The sequence below is a fragment of the Virgibacillus necropolis genome (genome assembly GCF_044793635.1).
Taxonomy (GTDB): domain Bacteria; phylum Bacillota; class Bacilli; order Bacillales; family Amphibacillaceae; genus Virgibacillus_F; species Virgibacillus_F necropolis_A.
The window spans coordinates 1,188,277-1,213,763 of record NZ_CP084992.1; the positions used below are offsets into that span (position 1 = coordinate 1,188,277).

Genomic DNA, 25,487 nt, shown 5'->3' on the forward strand with positions numbered 1-25,487 from the left:
TTAATAGACTCCAGGTGTATAAACAAGTCACACACCTTTTTTTAAACCTCAACACCATCAGCTTTTTTCAAAAATTCATTGACGAATTTTTTAGCCGATTCTTTCTCATACCCATCAAAATACGCCATTCCCATTTTAATTGGATCACCAAAGAAGTAGTATTCATAGTGCGCTTGCCTTGCACCAAATGCACTCATAGTCACATCCCATGCGAGGCGGAATAATTGTACACGTTCTTCGCCTTCTAAATTTTTTCCTTGTAGCCCACTCTTAATTATTGGTCCGATTTCTTCATTCATAAAGTCTTCATGTGTAGGGATCCCCATTAAGCCTGAAGCACCTAAAATACGGATAATTTCCACCAAACGTGGATAGATTCTTGGATACCAATTCCGCGCAGCATTTAGTGCATCAAAGTCCGGAGTCATGGTTCCTGATTCATCTAATTTTGCATTGTGTTCCGCACGATATAAATGAGACTTCATTGTTTCCAGCGCCAGCATAATTTCTGCTCCTTTATCCTTAACATGTTGAAATTGGTCAATTCCGATTGCATCCATCATATTTAACGCAACGCCTAGGATAAACTCAGTCTTTACGATATTTTTCGCAACAACCTGATGTGTCATATGGACAACAGCATTTGTTTCACGGAATGTACGGTTACATACAGAAGAATTTCCGCAAACAAACACGCGCGACCAAGGAACAAATACATTTTCAAATGACACAATCGCATCACTTTCTTCAAAACGGGAACCAAGTGGATGATCCCACTCATTTTTCCCATAATCAAACGATTCACGGCAGATAAACTTCAAGCCTGGTGTATTATTTGGGATTGCAAATGCTAGTGAATATGGATCGTCCTCTTCCCCAGCCTTTTTAACGGTTGAAGGAAATACGAGAATTTCATCGGTGATTCCGCCTTGTGTAGCAAGTAAACGAATACCGTTTACAATAATTCCATCTTCCTGTTCCTCAACAAGTTGTAACGCCACATTCCCATCCTTCATTTCAGACTGCATTTTCGCACGGTTCACCTGTGGATGGATCAAAGTATGGGTAAGGCTAATATCATTCTCTCTGGCATACTCGTAATAGTTTCTAGCATTCTCTGCAAAACGTGGGTCTGCTTCAGCAAACAAGCCATTGTTCATGCCCATTGCCATAACTTCTGAATTCAAGTAATCTGGCGAACGCCCCATCATTCCACCGGATGTACGAGCCCAATCCTGCATTGCTTCACGGCGCATGATTAAATCATCAATCGTTTTTGGTTGTAAGAAGGTCATTCCAACCTGGTCACCGCTAGTTGGTGATGTGTAAAGCATCGAGCCCTTCTTTTCATATTGTAAATCATATAAGTGCGCCATTGATTTAACCACATTTTTAAATGCAGGATGTGTTGTTACATCGTCAACACGCTCCCCATGAATATAAACATTGTTATTCGCTTTTTTTAATCGATTAATATATTCTTGACCTGTTTTTGCTGGCATAATTTTGCCCTCCTTAAAGAAATGTTATCTTTTTTATTCTCCGCTTTTCTTTCCAAACTCTGGTATATGATGTTCACGCATCGAAACGTGAATTGCTTTTGGTTCGGTATAAAATTCTAAAATGGCGAAGTGACCGCCTTCACGACCAATTCCACTTGCCTTCATCCCACCAAACGGGATTCGTAAATCACGAACGTTTTGCGCATTGATCCAAAGCATTCCGGAATCTACAGCCTGCGCTACACGGTGGCCACGCTTGATATCATTTGTCCAGACATATCCTGCTAAACCGTAATCCACGTCATTAGCCATCTGAATAACTTCTTCTTCTGTTTCAAATTCGATTACTGACATTACTGGTCCGAAAATCTCTTCCTGACTGACTCGCATCTCATTTTTTGCTTCCAGCAACAAGGTTGGCGGCACAAAATTACCAGCCTTCACATCCTCAGGAACTGTACCTTGAACAACCTTGCAACCTTCTTCTTTGGCAAGCTCAATATAGCCGGTTACTTTATCAAAATGCCCCTTGTTAATAAGTGGACCGAGGTGTGTCCCAGTATCCATAGGATCACCAACTTTGACATAGCCCACCCGTTCTTTTAATGCTTTTACAAAGCGATCTTTGATATCTTTATGGAGAAATACTCTTGAATTTGCGGTACATCTTTCACCATTGAATGAAAAGATCCCCCAAACAGCAGCATCCAGAGCACGGTCAAAATCTGCGTCATCAAAAACGATTAGTGGTGATTTCCCACCAAGTTCCATGGACGTTTTCTTTAATGAATCTGCACTATTTTTAATAATCGTTTTTCCTGTAACTGTTTCACCAGTGAATGAAATCGCTTTCACTTTTTCGCTTTTAACAAGCGCATCTCCTGCTGTTTCACCAAAACCGTGAACGACATTAAATACGCCTTTTGGTAATTCTGCTTTACTGATAATTTCTGCAAGCTTATTCGCTGATAGTGGCGACAATTCAGCTGGCTTCAAAATAACGGTATTACCTGTTGCAAGCGCAGGTGCCACCTTCCATGTCGTCAGCATAAACGGAGCGTTCCACGGCGTGATTAGTCCGACAGCCCCTAACGGCTTATAGACCGTATAATTGATAAACTCATCATCTACTGCATACGCATCCCCGTGCATTCTGGATTGCACCATTCGTGAATAAAAGCGGAAATTCTCTGCAGCGCGACCAACCATTTTACGCGTTTGACTGATTGGAAGTCCGGAGTCCAACGATTCTAGTATCGCAATCTCTTCTACCTCTTCTTCGATCAAATCTGCAATTCTCTCAATATATTTCATGCGTTCCTTTTGCTTCATGCTGCCCCATGGACCAGATAGAAAAGCATCGTCAGCTGCTTCCACAGCTTTTTCAATATCTGCTTTCGCCCCACTAGCAACACGGTTCGTCACTTTATTAGTGAAAGGATTCATGTTATCGAAGTATTCCCAACTATGCGCTTCTACAAAATCGCCATTGATAAAAAGTTTCACATCGTCTACTCTCTTGTGTTCCAAAAATGTCACCTACTTTTACAATAATTTATATGCTTTTAACGTTTCTCGAATCTCGTTTTGCACAGCATCTGATGGTATATCAAGCGGCTTACGCAGTACCGGTTTAATTTTGCCCATCATACCTAAAGCAGCCTTGGCTGGTGCAGGGTTGGTGTCACGGAACAACACATCATTCAGTGGCATTAATGAATAATGAAGGTCTTGTGCACCTTTTACATCGCCTGCTACCCACTTGTTATATAAATCAGCAACTTCTTCTGGTGCAACATTTGCAGTCGCACTAATATGGCCAGCACCACCAATCGCAAGCATTGGATAACAAAGTACCTCAATACCTGAATATAGATTGAAATCACGACCAGCGTTTAGCAACACTTTGTTTACATGCTCGAAGTCCTTATTTGCTTCTTTTACACCAATGATATTCGAGCAGTCTTTTGCTAGAGCAGCAATCGTGTCAGCCTCTAAGTTTACCGCTGTACGTCCCGGAATATTGTATAAAATGATTGGTAGATCAACAGAATCAGCTACTGTTTTAAAATGCTTATATAATGCATGTTGATTAGGCTTGTTATAATACGGAACGATTACCATCGCACCATCAGCACCCATTTCTTGAGCAGCCTTTGTCATGCGCATCGTTTCCTGGTGATTGGTAGAACCAGTTCCTGGAATAAATGGAACACGGCCATTCACCGTTTTGCATGCTGTTTCCATTACCTTTATGCGTTCTTCAACAGACATGGAGCTCGGTTCACCAGAAGTTCCGGTTACTGAAATTCCATGACTTCCCTTCTCAATATGCCAATTAATCAGTTCTTTGAATTTATCATAATCAATACTCTCATCTTCATTAAACGGTGTAATGACTGGAGAAATAGATCCCCTGAACCGCTTTTTCGCTTCCTCATACGCCATTGCTTTACGCCTCCCGTTTCACCAATTTAAACAACTGGTAATCTTCTGAATAATTAAATCGTATATGATTTCAAATATGATGTCAATGCTTTTCAAATACTGGAACTTTGGAAATCGTTGCGTCTCTTGATTCATCATGTATTAAAAAATTATTTCAAATGTAAACGCTTACTTTTTGTTGCAAATAAAAACTCTGCTGGAAGTAGCGGATTCCATTCAGAGTTTTTAGGTGTCACTCATTTCTAGTTGTTTTAATCTGCGACGTTCAAAATCCTCTGCTGTTCTAATTTTATGCATTCTTGCTAGATTTTCTAAATCACTGAAATCAGCTTTATTTTCAAGCATTTCAATTAGTTCCTTGTGTTCGATAATCGATTTCTTTACTCGTACAGAATACAATGTTGAACCAATTCCACGGATAGAATCAAGTCTTGCCCAGGTATCCTTGATTGAATCAATCAAAAATGGATTACTACACTCCTCAAAAATAATCCGGTGAAATTGGAAATTTAATTTTCCATACTGCAAAATATCGAAATCTTCAAGTGCCTCCTCCATCAATTTATTCTGCTCCTTAAGCAGTGTAATTTTTTCTTTCGGAAAGTCTGCACCACTCATCGCAGTAGCGTATCCATCGAGCACCGCTAACACACGTAATGTGTCCGAATAAGCTGTTTCATTCACCTCAGCGACAACGGGGCCAACATTTTGTTTATAAAAAATTAATCGTTCTGACTCTAGTTGGCGTATTGCTTCCCGAACAGGAATAGAGCTTGATTTTAGCTCTTTTGCCAATTGATCAATCACGATTCGTTGACCTGGTACAAAAATTCGTTCAATGATTCTTTCTTTAATAATCCGATAGGCTTTTTGTTGCTTATTTTCTTTTATCATAATAATCTAATAATATATGATTTGATATATGACGTCAAATGTTTTTTCTTAAGGCTCTTTTCATCATCATAGTTGATATAAAATACGATATAACTTCTATCTAAGTTAGATCTGTAGTACTGATAATGGAAACAAGTTACTTACTGCCGTCCAGGTTCGCTCCGGGCGGATGCTTTCACATGTCTTTGAAAATAAACCTAAAGTTATGTCGGATTTTATATCTATTCTCTCAAAAGCAACAATCTTTACTGAAACAGCCTTCTTTTAAATTAAAAAGTGTTGCTATATAGAAAGCTGCACATCAGCATTGGAAATATGCGAGACTTCTCAAAAATATATATATTTTTTTCGTGCGATGTACCGCTTACGAAGCCTTCCTTATCCTGTGGGAAGAGTTAAGCTACACCTACACAAGACCCCAGAGGCTTGCGGCTTCCCGAGTATATTTCCACTGCGGCATTAAACAACAATCTTTACTAAAAGAGCCTTGTGTAAAAGAAATTAGTTTTACACAATAACATTCAATAAAATGGTCAGGGTCAATACACTAATAAGCGTTGTCACCAATGTGATACTTGAAACCAAATCAGGTTCTGTATCGAATTCAATCGCATACATCGTCGTTGTCGCTGCACTTGGCATTGCTGCTACAATCAACAGAACCGAGCCAATCAATGTATTTACATCAAGCGCCAGAATGAACAATAACGCTATAATTGGTGAGATTACCATACGAATTATGACTGCAGAAGATATAATCTGCCAGTTAAATTTAAGAGAAGTAATTGATGCAAGCTGCATCCCAAGCATCACCATCATAAGCGGAATAGCTGCGCTTCCTACCATTGACAACGTAGAATATACAGGATCCGGAATCTCCCATGGTATTTTTTGAAAAATAAACGCAAGTACTGCGGCATATGTGGCTGGCATTTTGAAAATGGTCTTCACTGCTCGTGAAATCCCACTCGTGCCCTTTGACGCATAATACACACCAAAAAAGTTCATCACCAATGACTGCAGAACCATGAAGAAAATTGCATATGGAAGGGCTGCTTCCCCAACACTGTAAATAATCACAGGAACACCGTAATTCCCACCATTCATAAATGCAGTGGTCAATATAGATGCACTCTCAACTGTCTGTTTCCATTTAAAAATACGAGCCAGCATTTTGTTGATCACAATCATCATAAACAATAAGAAAAAAGCAAATACAATAATGATTGTAAACCCTTGATTGTATTCCGCTTCATACAGAGAAGTAAAAACAAGCGCTGGTAAAAAGATATAAATAGACACCGTAGCAATCGATTTTACATCTAACACACGTATACGCTGCAGCAGGAATCCCACTCCAAACACAGCTATAATCGGCAAGACCACCTCGAAAAATAAACCCATCACGACATCCCCAATTTCTTTAAATATATTCCAGTGTAGCACACAGAAGATCCATTCGAAAAAAATAGAATGCTATTTTTTGATTGGCTGAAGTTCACATAATAGTGTCCCAATTTCATAATTCAGAACAAAACAAAAGCGCAAGCGCCCGGTTATTGCCGTATGTCCTGGACGGAACCGTATGAGATAAAGGAAACACGAAGAGCGTAAGCGATTCGATGTTGACTTATCGTAAGGAGGAGCCGGAAGGGCACTAGGCAATGGGCGCTGGAGCTGGACGTGGCTGACAGGTAGATCAGTTATCCACATTCACAAAATTTTATAGTTTCCTAAACTACAAAAAAAGCTCGAACAATAGCTAATCGAATAGCCTTGTTCGAGCTTCACTGAAAAATTAGTCACGCGGACGTTCTTTAAGTTCTTCACCATTTTTTCCTTCAAAACGTAGTCCCCAGCCTGTAATTGCAGCAATTAACATAACGACAACCAAGAACCAGCCTTGGAATACAAATGGAAACACAGCAGTAGGTGATGCAACTGGTAACCATTCATATGTTTCCGTCATTAATTTAATTGTCGACCAACCTAATAGTACTGGAGCACCCCATGGAAAAATATATCCAAGTGCAGATGTTACAGCATCAAGCATGTTCGCACGACGGTAACGGTGAATTTTATATTTTTCACCTAATTCTTTTACAAACGGAGCAGCTGCGATTTCGGCTGCCGTATTAATCGTAATCGCACTGTTCAGTAGCGCAACAATACTCCAGATAGCAAGCTCCGCACGACGAACAGAGTTTTTTATCCATTTAATCATAACACCAGTAATTGCATCCATTGTCCCGCCTAGTTTCAGTAAATGCGCAGAAGCAACAATGAGTAAAATTAGAATCCCCATATTCATATAACCCATTACACCTTCGACAAGAGCACCTGTGATTACTGTATCAGAATCAGGATCGAAACTGATAATTTCAGCAAATTCACCAAGGTTTGTAAAGACTATTAATGGTATTGCTGCTAAAATACCCCAGGTTAATGATGTCACCAGATGCTGCCCAGTTAAAGCTAAAACAAGTACAATAGCAAAAGGAAGCAACATGATTAACCCTGTTGGGTTACTGTTTTCCATAATATTCGCAGCTGCATCTGCGCCTCCAACACCTGTAGTGCCCCCACCGAATATTCCGAACAAAATCGTTGATGGAATCGCTGCCATAATAGAATATTTAAACCGACTTCGAACAACTCCAGGGACATCCGCCTCCTGCGTTGTTGCCGAAACAATAGTAGTATCAGAAACCGGTGCCAAGTTGTCACCAAAAACTGCACCAGCCAAAATTGCTGCGAACATCATGGTCGGGTCACCGCCAACGGCTACTCCTGCAGGATACATCAACGTACAAAATGCTACAGTAGTTCCATACCCAGTTCCGACTGCAGTTGAAAAGGTTCCTGCAAGTAGGAATGTCAATGCAACAAAAAGTCCGCCAGTTACACCAGTGATACTACCGATCCAGACAAGCCCTTCAACTAGTCCTCCAACCTGTAAAATCTGGGCAAACATACCTGCGTAGAACCATGCGACGATTGCTACAACCCCAACTGGCTGTGCAAGTCCGTCAAACAAACCCTGCGCATAGTCTCCCCACTTACTTTTACTAAAAAATAACCCAAGTGTGATACCGATTAGTGCGCCCATTACAAGACCCACTTCAGATGAAAGCTTCATTACACTTGTAGTAATCGCCCATACGACGAAAAATATTAGTGGAACCGCTGCCCCAAATGCTCCAAACCTAAAATCTAATTTTTGTATGCGCTTACTTCCTTCAGTCCGCGCTAGCTCTTCTTCTGCAGATGTCATCTTACTCCTCCTCGTTATTCCCGTGCAAGTCACAACCCGGACTTTGAAATATTTTTGTAATTAAAAACAGTCACCAATTAGATGACTGTTTACTTATCTTTCTATTATACTCTATCATAATTTATAGAAATTTGAAATTAGCAATTAATGAGATATTAATACTATTTATTAGCGAAAAACTCCTCTGCCTTTTCCAAAAACTTTTCCTGATCAGGCGATAAATCATATTCTTCTTCTATCGCATCCACTGGACAAACTGCTTTACATGCGCCACAATCTATACAAATATCCGGGTCTATGTAAAATTGATCCTTGCCTTCTTCAATGCAATCCACTGGACATACACTGACACATTCCGCCGATTTTTCCGGGCCACATGGGTCCAATATTACAAAAGCCACAACTTTCCCTCCTTAAAAATCCACTCTTATCCTATTAAATACTAGAAAAGCCATGAAATTCAAGTATCGTGCCTATTTTTTTAACTAATTCACTAAAATTATTTAGCAAAATATAAATGATAATGTAAAGAACATCCAGGATTAAATGCTGCACTACAAGTCGGACATACAGATCCACAATCCAAATATTCCTGTATCGTAAGTTCTGTTTCACATGATCCACATAGTACTGCTCGCTGATTGAACTTGGGTTTAGGCCAGACCTGCAAACTGCCACATCCCTGCTCCTCATGGCATTGATAACACGAATAATACTTACCACAGCAGTAAAACTTTATCGCGATTCGATCCTTTTCCGAATGATAATGTTTGCAACGTGTTTCATTGTCAATTTCACCTATGACCTTCATTGTAATCCCTCCACTCTCTCTATAATACCTAGCATTATTTAGTGTGGCAAACTAGAAATAAGAACATAAGTTTGACATTGTTTAAAAATCGTGTATAATGAAGTAGTTAGATTTTGTAATATACAAAGTAATATATACTGGCATTCTACGCAATGCATGTTAGAAAGCTTATTCACACTGGCGCGACTAAGGGGTCGCAAGGACGTAAAAGCAGGTAGGGTTTACGTTGCTTAAGTTAGTGGAACAATTACCGCGGTAATGAAAGCAGAACACTTTCAAATGGAAATTATTCTCCCTAAAATAGGGATGGAAAAATAAAATCAATACTTTTATGTTACGTTATGAATCGGAGGGGTACTCTTACTATTAGGGGTACCCCTTTTCCAATACATATAATGAAAGAAGGTAAAAGCATGAGCGACTTAATTATTGGTACAATCCATACAATGGAAGTACTCCGAAAAATTGATACAGGCTATGTTTTAATAAAAGACATGAAGGAAGTACTTTTACATCATAATGAAACAACAGATGAGCTTGAAGAAAATCAAGAGGTTGACGTATTTTTATATACGGACAAAAAAGGCCAAGTTATCGCAACAACAAAACTCCCAACAGTAGAGCGTGATACGTTTGGCTGGGTTGAAGTGGTGGAAGTCGTTAAAAACCTTGGCGTTTTCGTCAACATTGGAACAACAAAGGAAATGCTCGTATCAACGGACGATTTGCCAATTTATGAAAATGTTTGGCCTGCAGTAGAAGACAAGCTGTATGTGACTCTCGGTACAGACCGAAAAGGACGCCTACTCGCACTTCCTGCATCAGAAGGTATTATTGAAATGCAATGTGTCGATGCACCTGTAGAAGCATTAAATCAAACATTACATGGACGAGTATATCGGACAAGTAGAGAAGGAACAGTTATTCTCACTGAGGAAAACTATCGTGGATTCGTCCATCATACGGAACGCAAGACTGAACCACGACTAGGTGAATGGGTTAAAGCACGTGTCATCGAAGTAAAAACAGATGGTAGCCTGAACATGTCGCTTCGCCCGTTAAAACAACACGGAATGATTGAAGATGCAGATGTTATCCTTCAACGCCTAGAAGAGAATAATGGTGTTATTCCCTTCAGCGATAAAAGTGATCCAGACGATATTCTTGGAACGTTTAATATCAGTAAATCCGCCTTCAAACGTGCACTTGGAAAGCTAATGAAAGAAGGCAAAATTGAACAGCATGATGGCGAGACCCACCTGAAAAAATAAATCCGAAAACACCTGCAGTACAAAGCGGCAGGTGTTTTTGTTTTGGCTACTTTTTTGTATGCGGTACGATACATGGGTACTGAATAAAAAACATCCTATAGATGCATAGTATTAGAAAAACTTAGGCTTCATCTCTTGACTATTCATACCCGATAAATTATTATGTTAAAGGCATTAATCCATATAAAAATACTTGGAATTGAAATAGAGGAGGAATTTATCATGACAAAAAGGTTTTTACTTTCGTTTGTGGCACTAGGTTTTATCCTACTACTTGCTGCATGTGGCTCAAATGAAGAGAATGCAAGTAACGGGGATAGTGGTTCAGATTCGGATAATAAAGGTTTATTCGAAAGCATTCAAGATAAAGGCAAAATTCTAATCGGAACAGAAGGTACTTATCCACCATATACTTTCCATAACGATGAAGGCGAACTTACTGGATTTGACGTGGAAATCGCTCGCGAAGTTGCCAATCGCATTGGCGTAAAAGCTGTTTTTAAAGAAACGAAGTGGGATTCTATGTTTGCAGGATTAAACTCCGGACGATTTGATACGATTGCAAACCAGGTTGGTATCACGCCAGAACGTAAGGAAAAATATGAGTTCTCAGAACCATACACTCTGTCATCTGCAGTACTTGTAACACATAAAGACAACAAGGAAATTAAAAGCTTTGAAGACGTCAAGGGCATTTCAGCTGCACAATCATTGACAAGTAACTATTCTGATATCGCTAAAGAATACGGTGCTGATGTAACATCTGTCGAAGGTTTCAAAGAAGCGATGCAGCTTATCGCATCGAAACGTGTTGAAGCAACAATCAATGACCGGTTATCCGTGTTGGACTTTTTAAACACACAAAAAGATGCACCAATTAAAATTGTAGACCGTGAGGATGATGCATCACAAACCGCATTTGCCTTCCGTGAAGATAGTGAAAAATTGATTAAGGCTATCAATAAAGCACTAGCTGAAATGAAGGAAGATGGCACATATCTAGAAATTTCTAAAAAATGGTTTGGCGAAGATGTATCTAAGTAATATTTTTACAAGTCCTGAAACGCAGGAGAGAATAGACATTTTTGTAAGCTCCCTTTGGCCATTAATCCAGGGAGCTTTAACCTATACTATTCCACTAGCCTTAATCACATTTGTTATTGGACTTATTCTTGCTGTACTAACTGCACTTGCTCGGTTATCAGGAATTAAGCCATTACAGTGGATTGCACGTTTTTATGTCTCCATCTTGCGTGGAACGCCTTTGCTTGTGCAATTATTTATCATATTTTTCGGTCTACCAAGTATAGGAGTTACAATCGATTCCTTTACTGCTGCAATAATAGGCTTTTCTTTAAGTGTCGGAGCATATGGCTCAGAAATCATCCGTGCTGCGTTATTATCAATTCCAAAAGGTCAATGGGAAGCTGGGTTTTCGATCAGTATGACATATTCACAGGCATTACGTCGGATCATTTTGCCACAGGCAACACGCGTTTCCATACCACCGTTATCAAACTCGTTTATTAGTCTGGTAAAGGATACATCCTTAGCCTCAACGATAATCGTTGCTGAAATGTTTCGGAAAGCACAGGAAATCGCTGCAATGAACTATGAATTTCTGCTTGTCTATTCAGAAGCTGCACTGATTTATTGGGTAATATGTATGATACTTTCCTTTGCCCAAGGACGAATCGAACGAAAATTAGATCGTTATATAGCAAAATAGGAGGTTACCATGTTATCTGTTACTGATTTACACATTCAATTCGGTGAACTTGAAGTACTAAAAGGAATTGATTTGAACATTGAAAAAGGAAAAGTTATTGTCATGATTGGGCCTTCCGGGTCAGGAAAAACAACTTTTCTTCGTTGCTTAAATGCATTGGAAACACCAAACAAAGGGACGATAAAAATCAACAAACAAGAAGTAGATTTTAATACTGCTCCTAGAAAAAAAGAAATCCGTGAGTTACGAAAACAAACAGGAATGGTATTCCAAACCCATAATCTGTTTCCCCATTTCACAGCTGCAGAAAATGTGATGGAGGGACTCATTACCGTTAAAAAAGTTAAAAAAAGTGATGCACGTAAAATCGCACAAGAGCTTTTGACCAAAGTGGGACTTGCTGAAAAAATTGACGTTTATCCCTATCAACTATCAGGTGGACAACAGCAACGTGTCGGAATCGCACGCGCACTAGCGATGGACCCTAAACTTATATTATTCGATGAACCTACATCTGCATTAGATCCAGAGCTAGTAGGCGAAGTGTTAAAGGTAATGAAAGACTTGGCTGAAGAAGGTATGACAATGGTTGTTGTTAGTCATGAAATGAAGTTTGCGAAAGAAGCGGCAGATGAAGTGTTATTTATGGATAATGGTGTGATTGTCGAACGCGGAAAACCTAATGATATTTTTGAAAACCCACAACAGGATAGAACGAAACAATTCTTGAACAAGTTGCAATAAAGGCTGACATTTTTGTTAGCAGGTTCCGTTACCTATCACAAACATTTAAAAGACCATCAATTCGGCAAATTTGATGGTCTTTTTTTTGGTATAGTAGCAGAAAGACCTTGAATAAAGGGATACCTGAAATTATTTTTGCGGACACCAAAGACCTTATTTATAGAAAACAATCAATATTGCAGTGTTAAACGGTCACCAGGTTCCCTATTTGGAATGAATACCCTTTTTTACTGTGATATATGTTAAATAGTGGATCGTATGTCCGCATAGCTCCTCATAAACACTGTTTTAATAGAAATAGCGGATCGTATGTCCGCCAATTCCAGTTAACACGTTGTTTTGAATAGGCAATTATCCTCAAAACATCTATACTCTTTACGTGTTAGAATAACTTGTGAAGTTTATTCTATACCTTAAGTGTAAAAAATAGCATATGTTATACTAAAAAAAATTAACAAAAGGAGCTGCGCATGTATATACCACTTGAAAAAGAATTTTATCTCCAGTCCACACTTGATCTTGCGAAGTCTCTACTTGGTTGCCTGCTTATCAAGGAAACACCAGTTGGCACTGCATCAGGAATTATTGTGGAAACAGAAGCGTACATGGGACCCAACGACCGGGCTGCCCATAGCTTTGGAAATCGACGTACAAAACGTACCGAAATTATGTTTGGCGAACCTGGTATCACGTATACATATTCCATGCACACACATTGCCTTTTTAACGTTGTGAGTGGTGGATCGGGTTATCCAGAAGCAATTTTAGTTAGAGCAGTAGAACCTTTTGATGGCCAGGAATTAATGGCGGAAAGAAGACCAAAGGCTAAAAATCTATTCCAATGGACAAATGGCCCAGGAAAATTAACAAAAGCGCTTGGTATCACCATGTCTGATTATGGTCATCCGCTTGATCAATCGCCACTATGGATTGCTGAAGGGCAAAAAGTAGATCCCAAACTTATTGCATCCGGTCCTCGAATTGGCATACACAATTCCGGAGAAGCTGTTCATTATCCTTGGAGGTATTGGGTGAAAGAAAATAAATTTATATCAAGATAAAAGGTGAGGTTCTCATTTAAGATTCGCCTCACCTAACGTTTATAACACAAGCTACATCAATACTTCATTTCCTCATAAGCCTCTATGAAGTTCACATAGGTACTCTTCCCAAACCGCTCTGTATTTTCCCTGAAAAATTCGTCATACGTTTGATCCCTTGCTTCATCAAGTGAGCAATCAAAAGAATTCATTCGCAATTTAAAATAAGATTGGAAATAGTCCTTACTTAATGTAGCTCCATTTTTTATAACCATTACTATTCCCTCCTTATTTCATCATAACAAAAATCAGTTAAAAGACTTCATGAAGTGGATTACAGATTTTGTCTGTTCAAAAAGCAATTCCTCGCTGTTCTTGATACAGGATTCAAGTGATAACGGCTGATTAATAATAGAAAAACACCCCGCAAATTGTGCACGTAGAACATTCAAATCCCCTGCCAGACTTCCTGAAATCAATACAACAGGTACACCATAATTCTGGGCAAGCATAGCAATGTAGCCAGGAGCCTTTCCATAAAGTGTCTGCTCATCACTTTGTCCTTCACCGGTTACAACCAGGTTGGCATGCTTAATCGATTTTTCTATATTAGCTGTATCAGCAATCAACTTGGCACCGGAAACCAAGTGTGCACCAATCGTTAACAAAGCAAAACCAATTCCGCCGGCCGCTCCGGCGCCTGCAACATTTCTATATGAATGTTGCATAACTGTTTCAATTAGTGTTGCGAAGTTGTCGAGTGCTTCGTCATACTTCCTTACCTGTTCACTAGATGCTCCTTTTTGCGGACCATAGATTACACTTGCTCCCCTAACCCCACATAATGGATTATCGACATCACAGGCCACTTTGATTTCGACTGAACGCAATCTTTCATCCATTTCAGCCAAACTCACTTTATGGACCGCCAGAAGGTCACGACCAAAACCCCCTACTTCATCACCATTTTCATCCCATGCCTTCATTCCTAAGGCTTGAAGCATCCCTAAGCCGCCATCATTTGTCGCACTACCTCCCACTCCAAGGATAAAAGATGTACATCCTTTTTCAAGCGCATCAAGCATTACCTCGCCAACCCCAATTGATGTTGTAAAATCAGGATCACGCTGCTCTTTTGGAACTTGTACAATTCCAGCAATATTCGCGAATTCAATAATTGCAGTCTTGTCGTTTGTAATCCCATAATATGTATTAATCTTTTTACCTAATGGCCCGGTGCAGCTTATTGGAATTCGCTTCCCGTCAGAAGCTAACAAAGCGTCTAAAGACCCTTCCCCTCCATCTGCCATTGGCTTTACGATTACATCACAATCAGGTGCAATGTCCAAAACAGCACGTTGCATAATTTCAGCTGCTTGTAATGCAGTCAAACTATCCTTAAACGAATCTGGTGCGATTACAATATTTTTCATTAGTATGATACTCCCCTTTTACAGGTATCGATTCCTGTATTTTCTACACTTAAAATTCATCTATGACTTTTTCCAATTATCAGTACTATTAAACAAAACACATGTTCTTATTTTTGTCAATTAAAAACCACCTTTTAAAGTAGGTGGTTTTCATGTTTATTTATTAAAAGTAGTACTCTATAGTAATGAAAATATCCAACCAATTACAACAATAGCACCTATAATCATTAGAATTGTGCGTAGCATGTCAATCATCCTTTCATTCGTGTAACCTAACTTATTTATAAATTACCCACACGCGATGATTTGTAAACCACACTACTTATTTAGGCTTTATAACTATGTTACTTTTGAATTTCAAAGATATCATCCAGTTTACTCGTCATGTATGCATGACAGTCCTCTATCCCTATATTATAAAACAGGGGTGCAAGGTCCTCTATGAAAAAATCCAAAATCAATAGTGAAGCCAAATTCCCGATATCTTCACCACGCTCTTTTTCAAAATATCCTTTAATCAAGCCAGCCATTTCATCCTTTTGTTCTTTTGTTATCTCAAATTTTGGTTTCATTGGAATCTCCTTTTCGATATAAATATTTACTACCAGTATAACAATAATCACTAATTTAAAAGAAGGAATTTCTCACTTTTTGTCGAACTAATTACGTATACGAGGAGGGTACTTATGCAGACATTTGAAAACTATAAGTACGAACGCCCAAATCTGGAAATTGAGAAAAGTGCGTTCGCAGGCTTACTAAACACATTTAAAAACGCTTCATCAATTGAAGAAGCCAACAAAGCAATTGACGAAATAAATGCATTTCGTAATCGACTATCAACGCTTTCTAACCTTGTTTATATCCGTGCATCCATTGATACAAACGATGAATTTTATCAAAAGGAACGCGATTTCTTCGATGACATAGAGCCGGAATTTAAGTCACTTAATACAAATTTTTACACGGAATTGGTTAAATCTCCTTACCGTGAAAAATTGGAAAAGCAATGGGGTGATCAGCTATTTCAAATTGCTGATTTTGAAATTAAGTCGTTTGATCAAAAAGTAATAAAGTTACTTCAAAAAGAAAACAAGCTAGCATCAGAGTATTCAAAGCTCGTTGCTTCTGCTGAGGTTGAGTTCCAAGGTGAGACATTAACCCTGGCACAGCTTGGACCTTATGCACAGGACCAAAACCGCGAAACACGAAAAAAAGCGGTTAAAGCAAGTTCAGGATTTTTTGCCCAACATGCAGATAAATTTGATGACATTTACGATCAACTTGTAAAAACGCGACACGAAATTGCAACTACACTTGGCTATAAAAACTTTGTAGAATTAGGTTATATTCGCATGCTTCGTATTGATTATGATGCAGACATGGTATCTAATTTCCGTAAACAAGTACGTGATTCAATTGTTCCTCTTGTAACCAAGCTTTACGAAAAACAGGCCGAACGAATTGGTGTTGATTCATTAAAAAGCTATGATGAGTCATTCAAATTTAAAACTGGTAATGCAAAACCAAAAGGTACACCCGAATGGATTATTGAGAATGGGAAGAAAATGTACGAAGAATTGTCACCCGAAACGAATGAATTCTTCCACTTCATGTTAGACCGAAAGTTGATGGATTTAGAAGCGAAAAAAGGTAAAGAAGCTGGTGGATACTGTACATTTATTGAAGACTATGAATCACCATTTATTTTTGCGAACTTCAATGGCACGTCAGGTGATATTGATGTCCTGACACATGAAGCAGGTCATGGATTTCAGTTTTATCAAAGCCGAAATATCGGAATCCCTGAATACTTAATGCCAACATATGAATCAGCAGAAATTCACTCGATGAGTATGGAATTTTTCACATGGCCATGGATGGAATTATTTTTCCAGGACGATACGGAAAAATATAAATATGCACATTTAGCGGACGGCTTACAATTCCTGCCATATGGTGTCGCTGTCGATGAGTTCCAGCACCTCGTTTACGAGAATCCGGAATGGACTCCAAATGAACGTAACCAAGCCTGGAAAAGGTTAGAAGAAACCTATCTGCCACACCGGGACTATGATGGTAATGAATATTTAGAATCGGGCAGGTTCTGGCAGCGCCAAGGTCACATTTATGATGTGCCATTCTATTATATTGACTACACGCTTGCACAAATTTGTGCTTTCCAATTCTGGGAGCGCGCACAAAAGGATCACAAAGATGCATGGAATGACTATATTAAACTTTGTCAGTTAGGTGGCAAAAAATCATTCCTTGGCCTTGTGGAAGCAGCAAATTTACGTTCTCCATTTAAAGAAGGCTGCGTTGAATCTGTAGTAGACACCATTGAAAAATGGCTCGATTCCGTAGATGACAAGACTTTATAAGAAAACAACCGCTACCCCCTTCATCAGAGGTTAGCGGTTAATTCATTTCATTTCCTATCTATCACTTACACGGCCAACTTGCCCATCCGCAAGGCGTACCTTAATTCCATGTGGGTGAAATGATGATTTTGTTAACAAATCTTTTACAATACCATGGGTCAACTGACCTGTACGTTGGTCTTTTTTTAATACAATATCCACTTCAAGCCCAGGCTTTACCTGGTCTCGATATCTTCCATCTACTGTCATACGAAACGATCTCCTTTATTAAAAACTACCCCTATTATACATGAGTTCGACTTACTTCATCCACTCGGGCTTGCCAAACCCTTTGAACTCTTCATCGATAATTTTTTCAAACTCCGGAGATTCAATCACTTCTTTGATATCCTTAGCCCATTTGGTATCCAAATCTGCTGTATTAACAACCACTCTATTACGGTAATCATCAGGCATGTTTTCCAGCACTAATGCATTCAATAGATCTAGTCCAGCAGCTAGTGCATAATTTCCTGGTACCGCAGCTAAATCTTCACTTTCAACTGTTCGTGGTAATTGCCCTGCTTCTACCTGTTGAAATTTAAGGTTTTTCGAATTTTCCACCACATCATCAACATCCGCACGTAATGGATCAATATCATCCTTTATCGTAATTAGCCCAGCATCCTGCAGCATAATCAGTGTACGAGCAAGGTTCGTTGGATCATTCGCAATTGTTAACGTACTCCCGTCCTCAATGTCCTCTAGTGAATCATATTTAGTTGAATAAACACCCATTGGAGCAGTAGGTACAACTTTTATTTCAGATAAATCCATGTCATGTTCTTTCTCAAATGCTTCATAGTAAATTTTATGTTGAAATAAATTTGCGTCTAAATCACCATTGTCGAGCGCCTTGTTCGGTTGAATGTAGTCACTAAACTCCACATTTTTCACTGTATATCCTTTTTCCTCAAGTAGTGGCTTCAGAGCTTTTGTTACCATGTTACTGTACGGCCCAACCGTCGCACCAAACGTTATCGTCTTTTTATCCCCTGAATCACTAGAAGCCTCGCTTGATCCACAAGCTGCAAGCACCAATACAATTAATAATGTAAAAATTAATCCTAAACACTTTTTCATCCTAAAATTCCTCCTCTATTATCGTTTATTAACTGCTTTTGCAATAAAATCACCAGTGTACTGAATGACTTGCACCAACACAATCAGGACAATTACAGTTGTGTACATCACCATGTCATCATAGCGATAGTAACCGTATCGAATAGCTAAATCACCGATACCACCACCCCCAATGGTTCCTGCCATCGCTGAATAACCTATTAAACTAATCGTTGTAATCGTTAATCCGCTAATAATTCCAGGCTTAGCCTCTGGTAGAATAATATCTTTAATGATCATCCACGGGGACGCCCCAACAGAAACCGCCGCTTCAATCACCCCTTTATCAATCTCACGTGCTGATGACTCAACAATTCTTGCAAAGAATGGAATTGCTGCGACAGATAATGGTACTGCAGCAGCTGTTGGCCCAATGGTCGTACCTAATATGTAGTTCGTAAAAGGTAATAAGAAAACGAGTAAAATGATAAATGGTATCGAGCGAATAAGGTTTGTCACCACTCCGGCGAAGCTTTTCACCACTTTATTTTCCAAAAATAATCCCCGATCTGTAACATACAATAAAATCCCTAATGGAAGCCCGATAACAACAGCAATCAATAGTGCTATCCCGACCATATAAAGCGTTTGGAAGAATGCTACATTCAATTCTGGTAAAATATTAATCAATCGACTAAGATCCAAATTGAATCACCTCCACTTGTTTTACGCGTTCCTCTAAATAAGTAATTGCCCTTTCAACTTCATTCTGGTCACCATTTATTTCCATGATAAATATTCCAAGTGGTGCATCCTGAATGTATTCCACTTTCCCATGTAAAATATTCCCTTTAACGTGGAAACGCTGCAGCATATCTGAGACAATTGCCTCTTCCGCCAACTTCCCTCGAAATTGTAGTTTTACCAATGTCCCCTTACAACTGGCTAACAACTTTTCAGGTAAAGAAAACTGTAATACCGTTTGTATAAAGTTTTTCGTCAATTCCTCTTTTGGGTTGGAAAAAATATCATAAACAGCACCTTCTTCAACGATCCGACCATCTTGCATTACAGCACAGCGGTGACAGATTTCTTTAACAACCTCCATCTCGTGAGTAATGACTGCAATCGTAATACCAAGCTCGATATTGATCTTTTTCAATAATGCTAGTATTGATTTCGTTGTGCTTGGATCAAGCGCAGACGTAGCCTCATCACACAACAGTACTTTCGGGTTGTTCGCAAGTGCCCTTGCAATACTGACCCGTTGTTTCTGTCCGCCGCTTAACTGTGCTGGATAATGATCGATCTTGTCAGAAAGGCCAACTAGGTCCAATAACTCTACTACCCTATCTTTTCTGGCATCCTTACTAAGTCCAGCAGCCTTTAACGCAAATGCTACATTTTCAAACACCGTTTTGGATGCAACCAAATAAAACCCCTGAAAAATCATGCCAATTGATTGTCTCGCTGTCCGCAACGCTTTCGGTGACAATGTTAGTAAATTTACTCCATCGACGAGGACGGTTCCTGATGTTGGTCGTTCCAAAATATTCATACAACGGAGCAATGTACTTTTCCCAGCACCACTATATCCAACAATCCCGTATATTTCCCCCTTGTTCACATGCAGGGACACACGATCGACGCCGATTACTTTCTCACGTTTCGCTTGATAAATCTTTTCAATCTCCTGAAGTTCAATCATCGTCCATCCCCCTTTCCCGTACAAAAACCCCTCTTCCATAATGAAAGAGGGGTTGATTGTGTATTCAATCCTTATCTCTCAGAATGGTAAACTTTCATTCTGCAGGAAGAAGCACCACTCCGAAAACGGAAGGTTGCTGTGACATCAATGGGCCTGTCCCCTCCGTCACTCTGGATAAGATATGTAATTTTTATAAATAATTAAGACTTATCATATAGCCGTTTTCAGCATTTGTCAATAACTATTTTCTGAAAAGATTTAATTTACCAATTCTATTTGCAGCTTCTGCTAGTCGCTTCTCGTCGGCTAACAAACCTACGCGCACATAACCTTCGCCGGCAGCTCCGAAGCCATTTCCAGGTGCTGTTACAACATGTGCTTTTTCTAGTAATATATCTGCAAATTCTTCTGAAGTATAACCTTCAGGGATTGGTAGCCATGCAAAAAATGTCCCCTTTGGTGAATCGACCTTCCAGCCAATTTCATTCAGCTTTTCTATGAAACAATTACGCCGACTTTCATAGGTTTTTAGTAATTGTTGCACAGCATTTTGGTCTCCGTTCAATGCACTTGCCGCTGCTGCCTGAACCCCACCGAACAAACTTACATGCATATGATCCTGGATTAGATTTATACTCTCGACGACAGATTTATTTCCTACCGCAAAAGCCACACGCCATCCCGCCATATTGTAGGTCTTCGATAGCGTATACATTTCAATTCCGATATCCTTTGCTCCTTCTGACTGAAGGAAGCTTTGAGGTTTTATTCCATCAAACCCGATTGCTCCATACGCGAAATCATGTAAAACGCAGAAGTTATGTTTTTTTGCAATCGCCACCGTTTCGTCAAAAAAATCTTTTGTAGCAGTCGCAGATGTCGGGTTGTTTGGATAGTTTAAAAACAGTAACTTTGCCTGTTCCAACGCATCCACAGAAATCCCATCATAATCGGGCAAAAAATCATTTTCGGCAAGCAGCGGCATCATTTCTGTTTTGGCATCAGCCAATGCAATCCCTGACATATAATCGGGATATCCAGGGTCTGGTAGTAAAGCCAAATCACCAGGATTTAACAAGCATTGACTAAGCTCAACAAGTCCGCTTTTTGCGCCAAACATAATCGCAACTTCAGTTTCGGGATCTACTTCCACCCCGTATTCTCTTTGGTAAAAATCAGCCATCGCTTTTTTCGCATAGCCAAAGCCTTGGAAAGGTGAATATTTATGGTTGATTGGGTCTTCAGCAGCACCTTGCAAAGCCTCCACAATATGTTCCGGTGTAGGCAAGTCAGGATTACCCTGGCCCAAATTTATAACATCATGACCCGCACTTTGAAGATGCTGTACTTTCTTCACAAGCTTCGCAAAAAACTGCTCAGGCAGTCGCTTCAATGTTTCAGATTGCTCAAACCTTCGCACACATCTCACTCCCCATTTTGATAATTGTTACTAATAATAGACTTGGATTTACCTTTTGTAAAGAAGAAAAAACGACATTTAACTAGAAAAACATCCAGTTAAACGTCGTTTTCGTCCATCCAATTTTTTACAATCTTTATTACATCTATATCAGAGGAAGCATGCTGTAGGTAATCCAAATCGATTAGGTCACGATCAAACTTATGAATCTCGAACATTCGTTTTGCCCAATCATAATCATCAGACCACTCCGGATTTTCTTTATGAGAAATCATTGCTGATTCTAAACGGTGTATGATTATATCCTCAATTCCAATTACAAAGATATTTCGCCCACTCTCTAGTTGCATGCTTATCACTTTATCATAACTACCATCCAAATAATTATCAGGTATCTCTATGGAAAGCTCTAATTCCTTGTTGTACCAGCTGCGTCCTTCCTTTATAAAGCCTAATTCCCTCGTCAATAATTTATCAAATTGTTCTCTACCATCAGTTATGATATCTATATCTTGTGTTGTGTAATTATTTCTTGTATATATTTCTACGGATAGTCCACCTACCACAACTGGTTTCATTTCGTTTTCTTGAAAATAATCTGTTAATAGAGCACACAATTCTAACATTCTTTTATGTTTGGATAAGTGAGTTAACTTCTTAAATTCCTGCTTCAATTCATTCAGATGCATCATAATACATCTTCCTTTTTCCAATCATTTTCATCTTACCTTCTCGTTTTGCACGCTCCACACTTGCCTTCGTAATTTGCGTTAAAGCCCGTTTTTCATCTTCAGAGCGAGGCCTGTTTCTTTTAATACGAGGTGCGCTTGCACGTTCAGCATATAATTTCGCATTAACTTTCTTGCGATTGGATTGGATATTATTATTTATCTGAGAAATTCTAATAACACGCATGTTCAATACCACCTCGCCCTTTACTAATAGTTACTATCAGTATATCCTCATTCATGTTAAAAGTTAACTCTTATGATAAAATTACTACATAAACAAGAAAAAAGGAGATCTACATGACATACCATACATTATTTTTAGACATAGATGGCACCATTTTACGACCCGATCACACCATTATGGACACTACAAAAGAAGCCATTCAACAGGTTAAAGAACAGGGCATCGATGTTTTTCTTGCAACAGGTCGACCGCTTCATGAAATTTATGGATTAGCAGATGAATTAAAAGTTAATTCCTTTATTGGCTATAACGGCGCATTTGCCACCTACCAAAATAATACGATTGTTGATGAACCTATGGATTCACGTACAGCTGAACACTTTTTGGAAACAGCGTACAACAACCAACATGATATCGTCGTATATACAAGCGAAAAAAATTACTATACAGCCCTTACATCAGATGCAACTAAAAATTTTATTAACACATTTCACCTAAAAGAGAACGAACAACTTAAACCAGAGTTGGATATCAAACATGAAATACTTAGTATGACATTAATTAATATCGATGATAAAGATTTTCCACTCTACTCTACTGATGATAATTTATATTTGTCACCGGTAAATGTTAATGGAATCAATAATTGCTATGATGTCATTCGAAAAAACGTCAATAAAGGTGAAGCCATAAAGACCGTTCTCAAGAATTTCAACCGAACAAGTGAAGGCGCCATCGCTTTTGGTGACGGTATGAACGACAAAGAAATGCTTACAACGGTCGGAGAAGGCTTTGCCATGGGAAACGCCCATCCTGACTTATTTGCCTATGCTAAAAACCGAACAACGACCGTATCTGATTCAGGGATTTTTAATGGATTAAATCGGCTTGGACTTGTGAAATAGTGGTAGTACTTCATGGCTGTTTTCGTAAAGATTGTTGCTCTTGAAAGAATAGATATAAACTGCAACATAGCGTACCGCTCCGGAAATACACTACGCTAACATGGTGCCTGGAAGCAGTACTATATAGCTCCTTTTACTATTGTTGCAGTTGATTGGAGCGGAGGACCGTTGACTCCTGCGGGAACAGCACGAGTCTGAAGACCCCGCAGCGGTGGTCTTCCGCGAGGAGGCTGAAGCCGTGCCCGCGGAAAGCAACGGTCCGCAGTGGAAATCAACCAGCAGTTACGTCGCAATATATATCAACTATGAAGATGAAAAGCAACAATGCTTACGAAAAGAGCGCAAACTGAAAAGAGATCAAGGTCCTCCAAACAGAGGACCTTGATCTCTTTTTAACTTCTTTTTCAACCGAATTTATTTAAATACTCTTGTTGCCTCAACTGCTTTCTTCCAACCATCATAAAGTTCATTACTTTTTTCCACTTCTAGTTCATTCTTAAAGGTACGTTCATTTTTCCACTGTTTCGCAATTTCTTCTTTACTTTCCCAATATCCAACAGCAAGTCCTGCCAAATATGCCGCTCCAAGTGCTGTTGTTTCTTGCACGACAGGACGCTCAACAGGCACACTTAAAATGTCGCTTTGGAATTGCATAAGGAAATTATTTTTAACTGCACCACCATCAACGCGCAATGTTTTTAAATCAATTGCTGAATCAGCAATCATCGCATCCAACACATCTTTTGTTTGATAGGCAAGTGACTCAAGAGTTGCACGAATAAAATGTTCCTTCGTTGTTCCACGAGTTAGTCCAAATACTGCACCACGCGCATCACTGTCCCAATAAGGTGTACCTAATCCAACAAAAGCAGGTACTAAATATACACCATCTGTAGAATCAACCTTTAAAGCAAGATCTTCCGTCTCTGGAGCATTATCAATAATTTTCAACCCGTCGCGCAGCCATTGAATTGCGGATCCCGCTACAAAAATACTTCCTTCTAACGCATATTCTACTTTCCCATCAACACCCCACGCTAGAGTTGTCAGCAATCCGTTTTCTGATACCACACCTTTTTCACCTGTGTTCATTAACATGAAGCAACCTGTTCCATACGTGTTTTTTGCCATACCTTTTTCAAAACATGCCTGACCAAACAATGCTGCTTGCTGGTCACCCGCTATACCAGCAATCGGAACTTCATGACCGAAGAAATGGTAATCTACGGTTTTGCCGTATATCTCCGAAGACTGCTTGACTTCCGGAAGCATGGATTTTGGTACACCTAAAATATCAAGCAGTTCATCATCCCATTGTAAATCGTAAATATTAAACATTAGCGTTCTGGACGCATTGGAGTAATCTGTAATATGTGTTTTTCCACCAGTCAGTTTGTGAACGATCCAAGTATCCATCGTTCCAAATAACAGCTCACCATTATCTGCTTTTTCCCTTGCACCCTCCACATTATCAAGGATCCATTTTACCTTTGTACCTGAGAAATAGGGATCTAATAATAAACCAGTCTTACTTCTGAATAACTCATTATAGTCCTTTTCTCTCAATTCTTTACAAATATCTTCGGTTTGGCGTGATTGCCATACAATTGCCTTATAAATTGGCTTTCCAGTATTTTTATCCCATACCACTGTTGTTTCACGTTGATTCGTAATACCAATTCCAGCAACTTGACTTGGTTCTACATCAGCTTTACGCAATACCTCTGCTATACATGCAAGAACAGATGTCCATATTTCATTCGCATCATGTTCGACCCAACCAGGCTTTGGAAAAAATTGCTCAAATTCTTTTTGCGCCGTTTCCACGATTTCCCCATCATGGTTAAATAGAATTGCCCGTGAACTTGTTGTACCTTGGTCTAATGATAAAATAAATTGATTACCCAT

Annotated in this window: 26 protein-coding genes and 1 riboswitch; of the genes, 7 read left to right on the top strand and 19 right to left on the bottom strand. The window is 39.2% G+C overall.

All coding sequences use genetic code 11. The features are described from left to right. Window positions 1-41 precede the first annotated feature (41 nt). The 8 genes from hpaB to LG329_RS05930 form a co-directional block, all read right to left on the bottom strand. On the bottom strand, window positions 42-1,502 hold the full coding sequence (gene hpaB, locus LG329_RS05895) for a 4-hydroxyphenylacetate 3-monooxygenase, oxygenase component (RefSeq protein ID WP_404454578.1): 1,461 nt from the start codon (window positions 1,500-1,502) through the stop codon (window positions 42-44). A 33-nt stretch (window positions 1,503-1,535) separates the two neighbouring features. Then, a complete protein-coding gene (gene hpaE / locus LG329_RS05900; RefSeq protein ID WP_404454581.1) occupies window positions 1,536-3,032 on the bottom strand; it encodes a 5-carboxymethyl-2-hydroxymuconate semialdehyde dehydrogenase in 1,497 nt (498 codons plus the stop codon). A gap of 15 nt (window positions 3,033-3,047) precedes the next feature. After that, complete coding sequence (hpaI, locus tag LG329_RS05905; RefSeq protein WP_404454583.1) at window positions 3,048-3,950, bottom strand: 2,4-dihydroxyhept-2-ene-1,7-dioic acid aldolase; 903 nt, start codon at window positions 3,948-3,950, stop codon at window positions 3,048-3,050. Between the two features lie 225 nt (window positions 3,951-4,175). Then, a complete protein-coding gene (locus tag LG329_RS05910) occupies window positions 4,176-4,844 on the bottom strand; it encodes a GntR family transcriptional regulator (protein ID WP_404454586.1) in 669 nt (222 codons plus the stop codon). Window positions 4,845-5,351: 507 nt separating this feature from the next. Then, window positions 5,352-6,248, bottom strand: coding sequence for an AEC family transporter (locus LG329_RS05915; RefSeq protein WP_404454587.1), 897 nt, complete (start codon window positions 6,246-6,248; stop codon window positions 5,352-5,354). Window positions 6,249-6,642: 394 nt separating this feature from the next. Beyond that, window positions 6,643-8,118, bottom strand: coding sequence for a Na+/H+ antiporter NhaC family protein (locus LG329_RS05920; RefSeq protein ID WP_404454590.1), 1,476 nt, complete (start codon window positions 8,116-8,118; stop codon window positions 6,643-6,645). A gap of 161 nt (window positions 8,119-8,279) precedes the next feature. After that, complete coding sequence (locus LG329_RS05925; RefSeq protein WP_404454593.1) at window positions 8,280-8,519, bottom strand: indolepyruvate ferredoxin oxidoreductase subunit alpha; 240 nt, start codon at window positions 8,517-8,519, stop codon at window positions 8,280-8,282. A gap of 98 nt (window positions 8,520-8,617) precedes the next feature. Beyond that, entirely contained in the window at window positions 8,618-8,929 is a 312-nt protein-coding gene (locus LG329_RS05930) for a CHY zinc finger protein (protein ID WP_404454596.1), read from the bottom strand. Window positions 8,930-9,342: 413 nt separating this feature from the next. On the opposite strand from LG329_RS05930, the gene LG329_RS05935 reads away from it, so the two are divergent. The 5 genes from LG329_RS05935 (at window position 9,343) to LG329_RS05955 (ending at window position 13,734) form a co-directional block, all read left to right on the top strand. Beyond that, entirely contained in the window at window positions 9,343-10,200 is an 858-nt protein-coding gene (locus LG329_RS05935; protein WP_404454599.1) for a S1 RNA-binding domain-containing protein, read from the top strand. Window positions 10,201-10,422: 222 nt separating this feature from the next. After that, window positions 10,423-11,244, top strand: a complete 822-nt coding sequence (locus tag LG329_RS05940; RefSeq protein WP_404454602.1) for an amino acid ABC transporter substrate-binding protein — start codon at window positions 10,423-10,425, stop codon at window positions 11,242-11,244. Beyond that, window positions 11,231-11,929 carry an amino acid ABC transporter permease gene (locus LG329_RS05945; RefSeq protein ID WP_404454604.1) on the top strand — a complete coding sequence of 233 codons (699 nt, stop codon included), beginning with the start codon at window positions 11,231-11,233 and terminating at the stop codon, window positions 11,927-11,929. Before LG329_RS05940 ends, LG329_RS05945 begins: the two co-directional genes overlap by 14 nt. 9 nt (window positions 11,930-11,938) lie before the next feature. Then, window positions 11,939-12,673, top strand: a complete 735-nt coding sequence (locus LG329_RS05950) for an amino acid ABC transporter ATP-binding protein (RefSeq protein ID WP_404454607.1) — start codon at window positions 11,939-11,941, stop codon at window positions 12,671-12,673. 470 nt (window positions 12,674-13,143) lie between these two features. Then, window positions 13,144-13,734, top strand: coding sequence for a DNA-3-methyladenine glycosylase (locus LG329_RS05955; RefSeq protein WP_404454610.1), 591 nt, complete (start codon window positions 13,144-13,146; stop codon window positions 13,732-13,734). 56 nt (window positions 13,735-13,790) lie between these two features. Here the strand turns inward: LG329_RS05955 and LG329_RS05960 are convergent, their stop codons facing one another. The 3 genes from LG329_RS05960 to LG329_RS05970 all read right to left on the bottom strand — a co-directional run bounded on the left by LG329_RS05960 (window position 13,791) and on the right by LG329_RS05970 (window position 15,718). Continuing rightward, complete coding sequence (locus LG329_RS05960; RefSeq protein ID WP_404454613.1) at window positions 13,791-13,988, bottom strand: hypothetical protein; 198 nt, start codon at window positions 13,986-13,988, stop codon at window positions 13,791-13,793. 33 nt (window positions 13,989-14,021) lie between these two features. After that, a complete protein-coding gene (locus tag LG329_RS05965) occupies window positions 14,022-15,146 on the bottom strand; it encodes a glycerate kinase (protein ID WP_404454616.1) in 1,125 nt (374 codons plus the stop codon). Between the two features lie 344 nt (window positions 15,147-15,490). Further along, complete coding sequence (locus tag LG329_RS05970) at window positions 15,491-15,718, bottom strand: DUF2164 domain-containing protein (RefSeq protein ID WP_404454618.1); 228 nt, start codon at window positions 15,716-15,718, stop codon at window positions 15,491-15,493. Window positions 15,719-15,832: 114 nt separating this feature from the next. On the opposite strand from LG329_RS05970, the gene LG329_RS05975 reads away from it, so the two are divergent. Beyond that, complete coding sequence (locus LG329_RS05975; protein WP_404454620.1) at window positions 15,833-17,530, top strand: M3 family oligoendopeptidase; 1,698 nt, start codon at window positions 15,833-15,835, stop codon at window positions 17,528-17,530. 54 nt (window positions 17,531-17,584) lie between these two features. Here the strand turns inward: LG329_RS05975 and LG329_RS05980 are convergent, their stop codons facing one another. The 7 genes from LG329_RS05980 to LG329_RS06010 all read right to left on the bottom strand — a co-directional run bounded on the left by LG329_RS05980 (window position 17,585) and on the right by LG329_RS06010 (window position 22,674). Further along, a complete protein-coding gene (locus LG329_RS05980) occupies window positions 17,585-17,779 on the bottom strand; it encodes a YwbE family protein (protein ID WP_404454623.1) in 195 nt (64 codons plus the stop codon). A 51-nt stretch (window positions 17,780-17,830) separates the two neighbouring features. Next, complete coding sequence (locus tag LG329_RS05985; RefSeq protein ID WP_404454626.1) at window positions 17,831-18,652, bottom strand: MetQ/NlpA family ABC transporter substrate-binding protein; 822 nt, start codon at window positions 18,650-18,652, stop codon at window positions 17,831-17,833. Window positions 18,653-18,670: 18 nt separating this feature from the next. After that, window positions 18,671-19,336 carry a methionine ABC transporter permease gene (locus LG329_RS05990; protein ID WP_404454628.1) on the bottom strand — a complete coding sequence of 222 codons (666 nt, stop codon included), beginning with the start codon at window positions 19,334-19,336 and terminating at the stop codon, window positions 18,671-18,673. After that, the gene (locus LG329_RS05995) at window positions 19,326-20,339 is read right to left on the bottom strand and encodes a methionine ABC transporter ATP-binding protein (RefSeq protein ID WP_404454631.1); all 1,014 of its coding nucleotides are present in this window, start codon (window positions 20,337-20,339) and stop codon (window positions 19,326-19,328) included. The genes LG329_RS05990 and LG329_RS05995 overlap by 11 nt, the downstream gene beginning before the upstream one ends. Before the next feature lie 68 nt (window positions 20,340-20,407). Further along, window positions 20,408-20,520: riboswitch (SAM riboswitch) on the bottom strand. Between the two features lie 60 nt (window positions 20,521-20,580). Next, window positions 20,581-21,759 carry a pyridoxal phosphate-dependent aminotransferase gene (locus LG329_RS06000; protein ID WP_404454634.1) on the bottom strand — a complete coding sequence of 393 codons (1,179 nt, stop codon included), beginning with the start codon at window positions 21,757-21,759 and terminating at the stop codon, window positions 20,581-20,583. A gap of 98 nt (window positions 21,760-21,857) precedes the next feature. Beyond that, entirely contained in the window at window positions 21,858-22,451 is a 594-nt protein-coding gene (locus LG329_RS06005) for a hypothetical protein (RefSeq protein WP_404454637.1), read from the bottom strand. Beyond that, window positions 22,435-22,674, bottom strand: coding sequence for a hypothetical protein (locus LG329_RS06010; protein WP_404454640.1), 240 nt, complete (start codon window positions 22,672-22,674; stop codon window positions 22,435-22,437). Before LG329_RS06010 ends, LG329_RS06005 begins: the two co-directional genes overlap by 17 nt. A 113-nt stretch (window positions 22,675-22,787) precedes the next feature. Here LG329_RS06010 and LG329_RS06015 point away from each other — a divergent pair, with 113 nt between their 5' ends. Continuing rightward, window positions 22,788-23,579: an HAD family hydrolase gene (locus LG329_RS06015; protein WP_404454643.1), complete on the top strand. Its 792-nt coding sequence runs from the start codon at window positions 22,788-22,790 to the stop codon at window positions 23,577-23,579. Window positions 23,580-23,993: 414 nt separating this feature from the next. Here LG329_RS06015 and glpK read toward each other — a convergent pair whose 3' ends face one another. Next, a complete protein-coding gene (gene glpK / locus LG329_RS06020; RefSeq protein ID WP_404454646.1) occupies window positions 23,994-25,487 on the bottom strand; it encodes a glycerol kinase GlpK in 1,494 nt (497 codons plus the stop codon).

Excerpts from the sequence above, each read along its gene's own strand:
- LG329_RS05965 (WP_404454616.1), bottom strand. The coding sequence starts at position 15,146 with ATGAAAAATATTGTAATCGCACCAGATTCGTTTAAGGATAGTTTGACT.
- LG329_RS05955 (WP_404454610.1), top strand. The coding sequence starts at position 13,144 with ATGTATATACCACTTGAAAAAGAATTTTATCTCCAGTCCACACTTGAT.
- LG329_RS05960 (WP_404454613.1), bottom strand. The coding sequence starts at position 13,988 with ATGGTTATAAAAAATGGAGCTACATTAAGTAAGGACTATTTCCAATCT.
- LG329_RS05920 (WP_404454590.1), bottom strand. The coding sequence starts at position 8,118 with ATGACATCTGCAGAAGAAGAGCTAGCGCGGACTGAAGGAAGTAAGCGC.
- LG329_RS05995 (WP_404454631.1), bottom strand. The coding sequence starts at position 20,339 with ATGATTGAACTTCAGGAGATTGAAAAGATTTATCAAGCGAAACGTGAG.
- hpaI (WP_404454583.1), bottom strand. The coding sequence starts at position 3,950 with ATGGCGTATGAGGAAGCGAAAAAGCGGTTCAGGGGATCTATTTCTCCA.
- LG329_RS05945 (WP_404454604.1), top strand. The coding sequence starts at position 11,231 with ATGTATCTAAGTAATATTTTTACAAGTCCTGAAACGCAGGAGAGAATA.
- LG329_RS05910 (WP_404454586.1), bottom strand. The coding sequence starts at position 4,844 with ATGATAAAAGAAAATAAGCAACAAAAAGCCTATCGGATTATTAAAGAA.
- LG329_RS05975 (WP_404454620.1), top strand. The coding sequence starts at position 15,833 with ATGCAGACATTTGAAAACTATAAGTACGAACGCCCAAATCTGGAAATT.
- LG329_RS05985 (WP_404454626.1), bottom strand. The coding sequence starts at position 18,652 with ATGAAAAAGTGTTTAGGATTAATTTTTACATTATTAATTGTATTGGTG.
- LG329_RS06010 (WP_404454640.1), bottom strand. The coding sequence starts at position 22,674 with ATGCGTGTTATTAGAATTTCTCAGATAAATAATAATATCCAATCCAAT.
- LG329_RS05935 (WP_404454599.1), top strand. The coding sequence starts at position 9,343 with ATGAGCGACTTAATTATTGGTACAATCCATACAATGGAAGTACTCCGA.
- LG329_RS05980 (WP_404454623.1), bottom strand. The coding sequence starts at position 17,779 with ATGACAGTAGATGGAAGATATCGAGACCAGGTAAAGCCTGGGCTTGAA.
- LG329_RS05930 (WP_404454596.1), bottom strand. The coding sequence starts at position 8,929 with ATGAAGGTCATAGGTGAAATTGACAATGAAACACGTTGCAAACATTAT.
- LG329_RS05915 (WP_404454587.1), bottom strand. The coding sequence starts at position 6,248 with ATGGGTTTATTTTTCGAGGTGGTCTTGCCGATTATAGCTGTGTTTGGA.
- hpaB (WP_404454578.1), bottom strand. The coding sequence starts at position 1,502 with ATGCCAGCAAAAACAGGTCAAGAATATATTAATCGATTAAAAAAAGCG.
- LG329_RS06015 (WP_404454643.1), top strand. The coding sequence starts at position 22,788 with ATGACATACCATACATTATTTTTAGACATAGATGGCACCATTTTACGA.
- LG329_RS05940 (WP_404454602.1), top strand. The coding sequence starts at position 10,423 with ATGACAAAAAGGTTTTTACTTTCGTTTGTGGCACTAGGTTTTATCCTA.
- LG329_RS05950 (WP_404454607.1), top strand. The coding sequence starts at position 11,939 with ATGTTATCTGTTACTGATTTACACATTCAATTCGGTGAACTTGAAGTA.
- glpK (WP_404454646.1), bottom strand. The coding sequence starts at position 25,487 with ATGGGTAATCAATTTATTTTATCATTAGACCAAGGTACAACAAGTTCA.
- LG329_RS06005 (WP_404454637.1), bottom strand. The coding sequence starts at position 22,451 with ATGATGCATCTGAATGAATTGAAGCAGGAATTTAAGAAGTTAACTCAC.
- LG329_RS05970 (WP_404454618.1), bottom strand. The coding sequence starts at position 15,718 with ATGAAACCAAAATTTGAGATAACAAAAGAACAAAAGGATGAAATGGCT.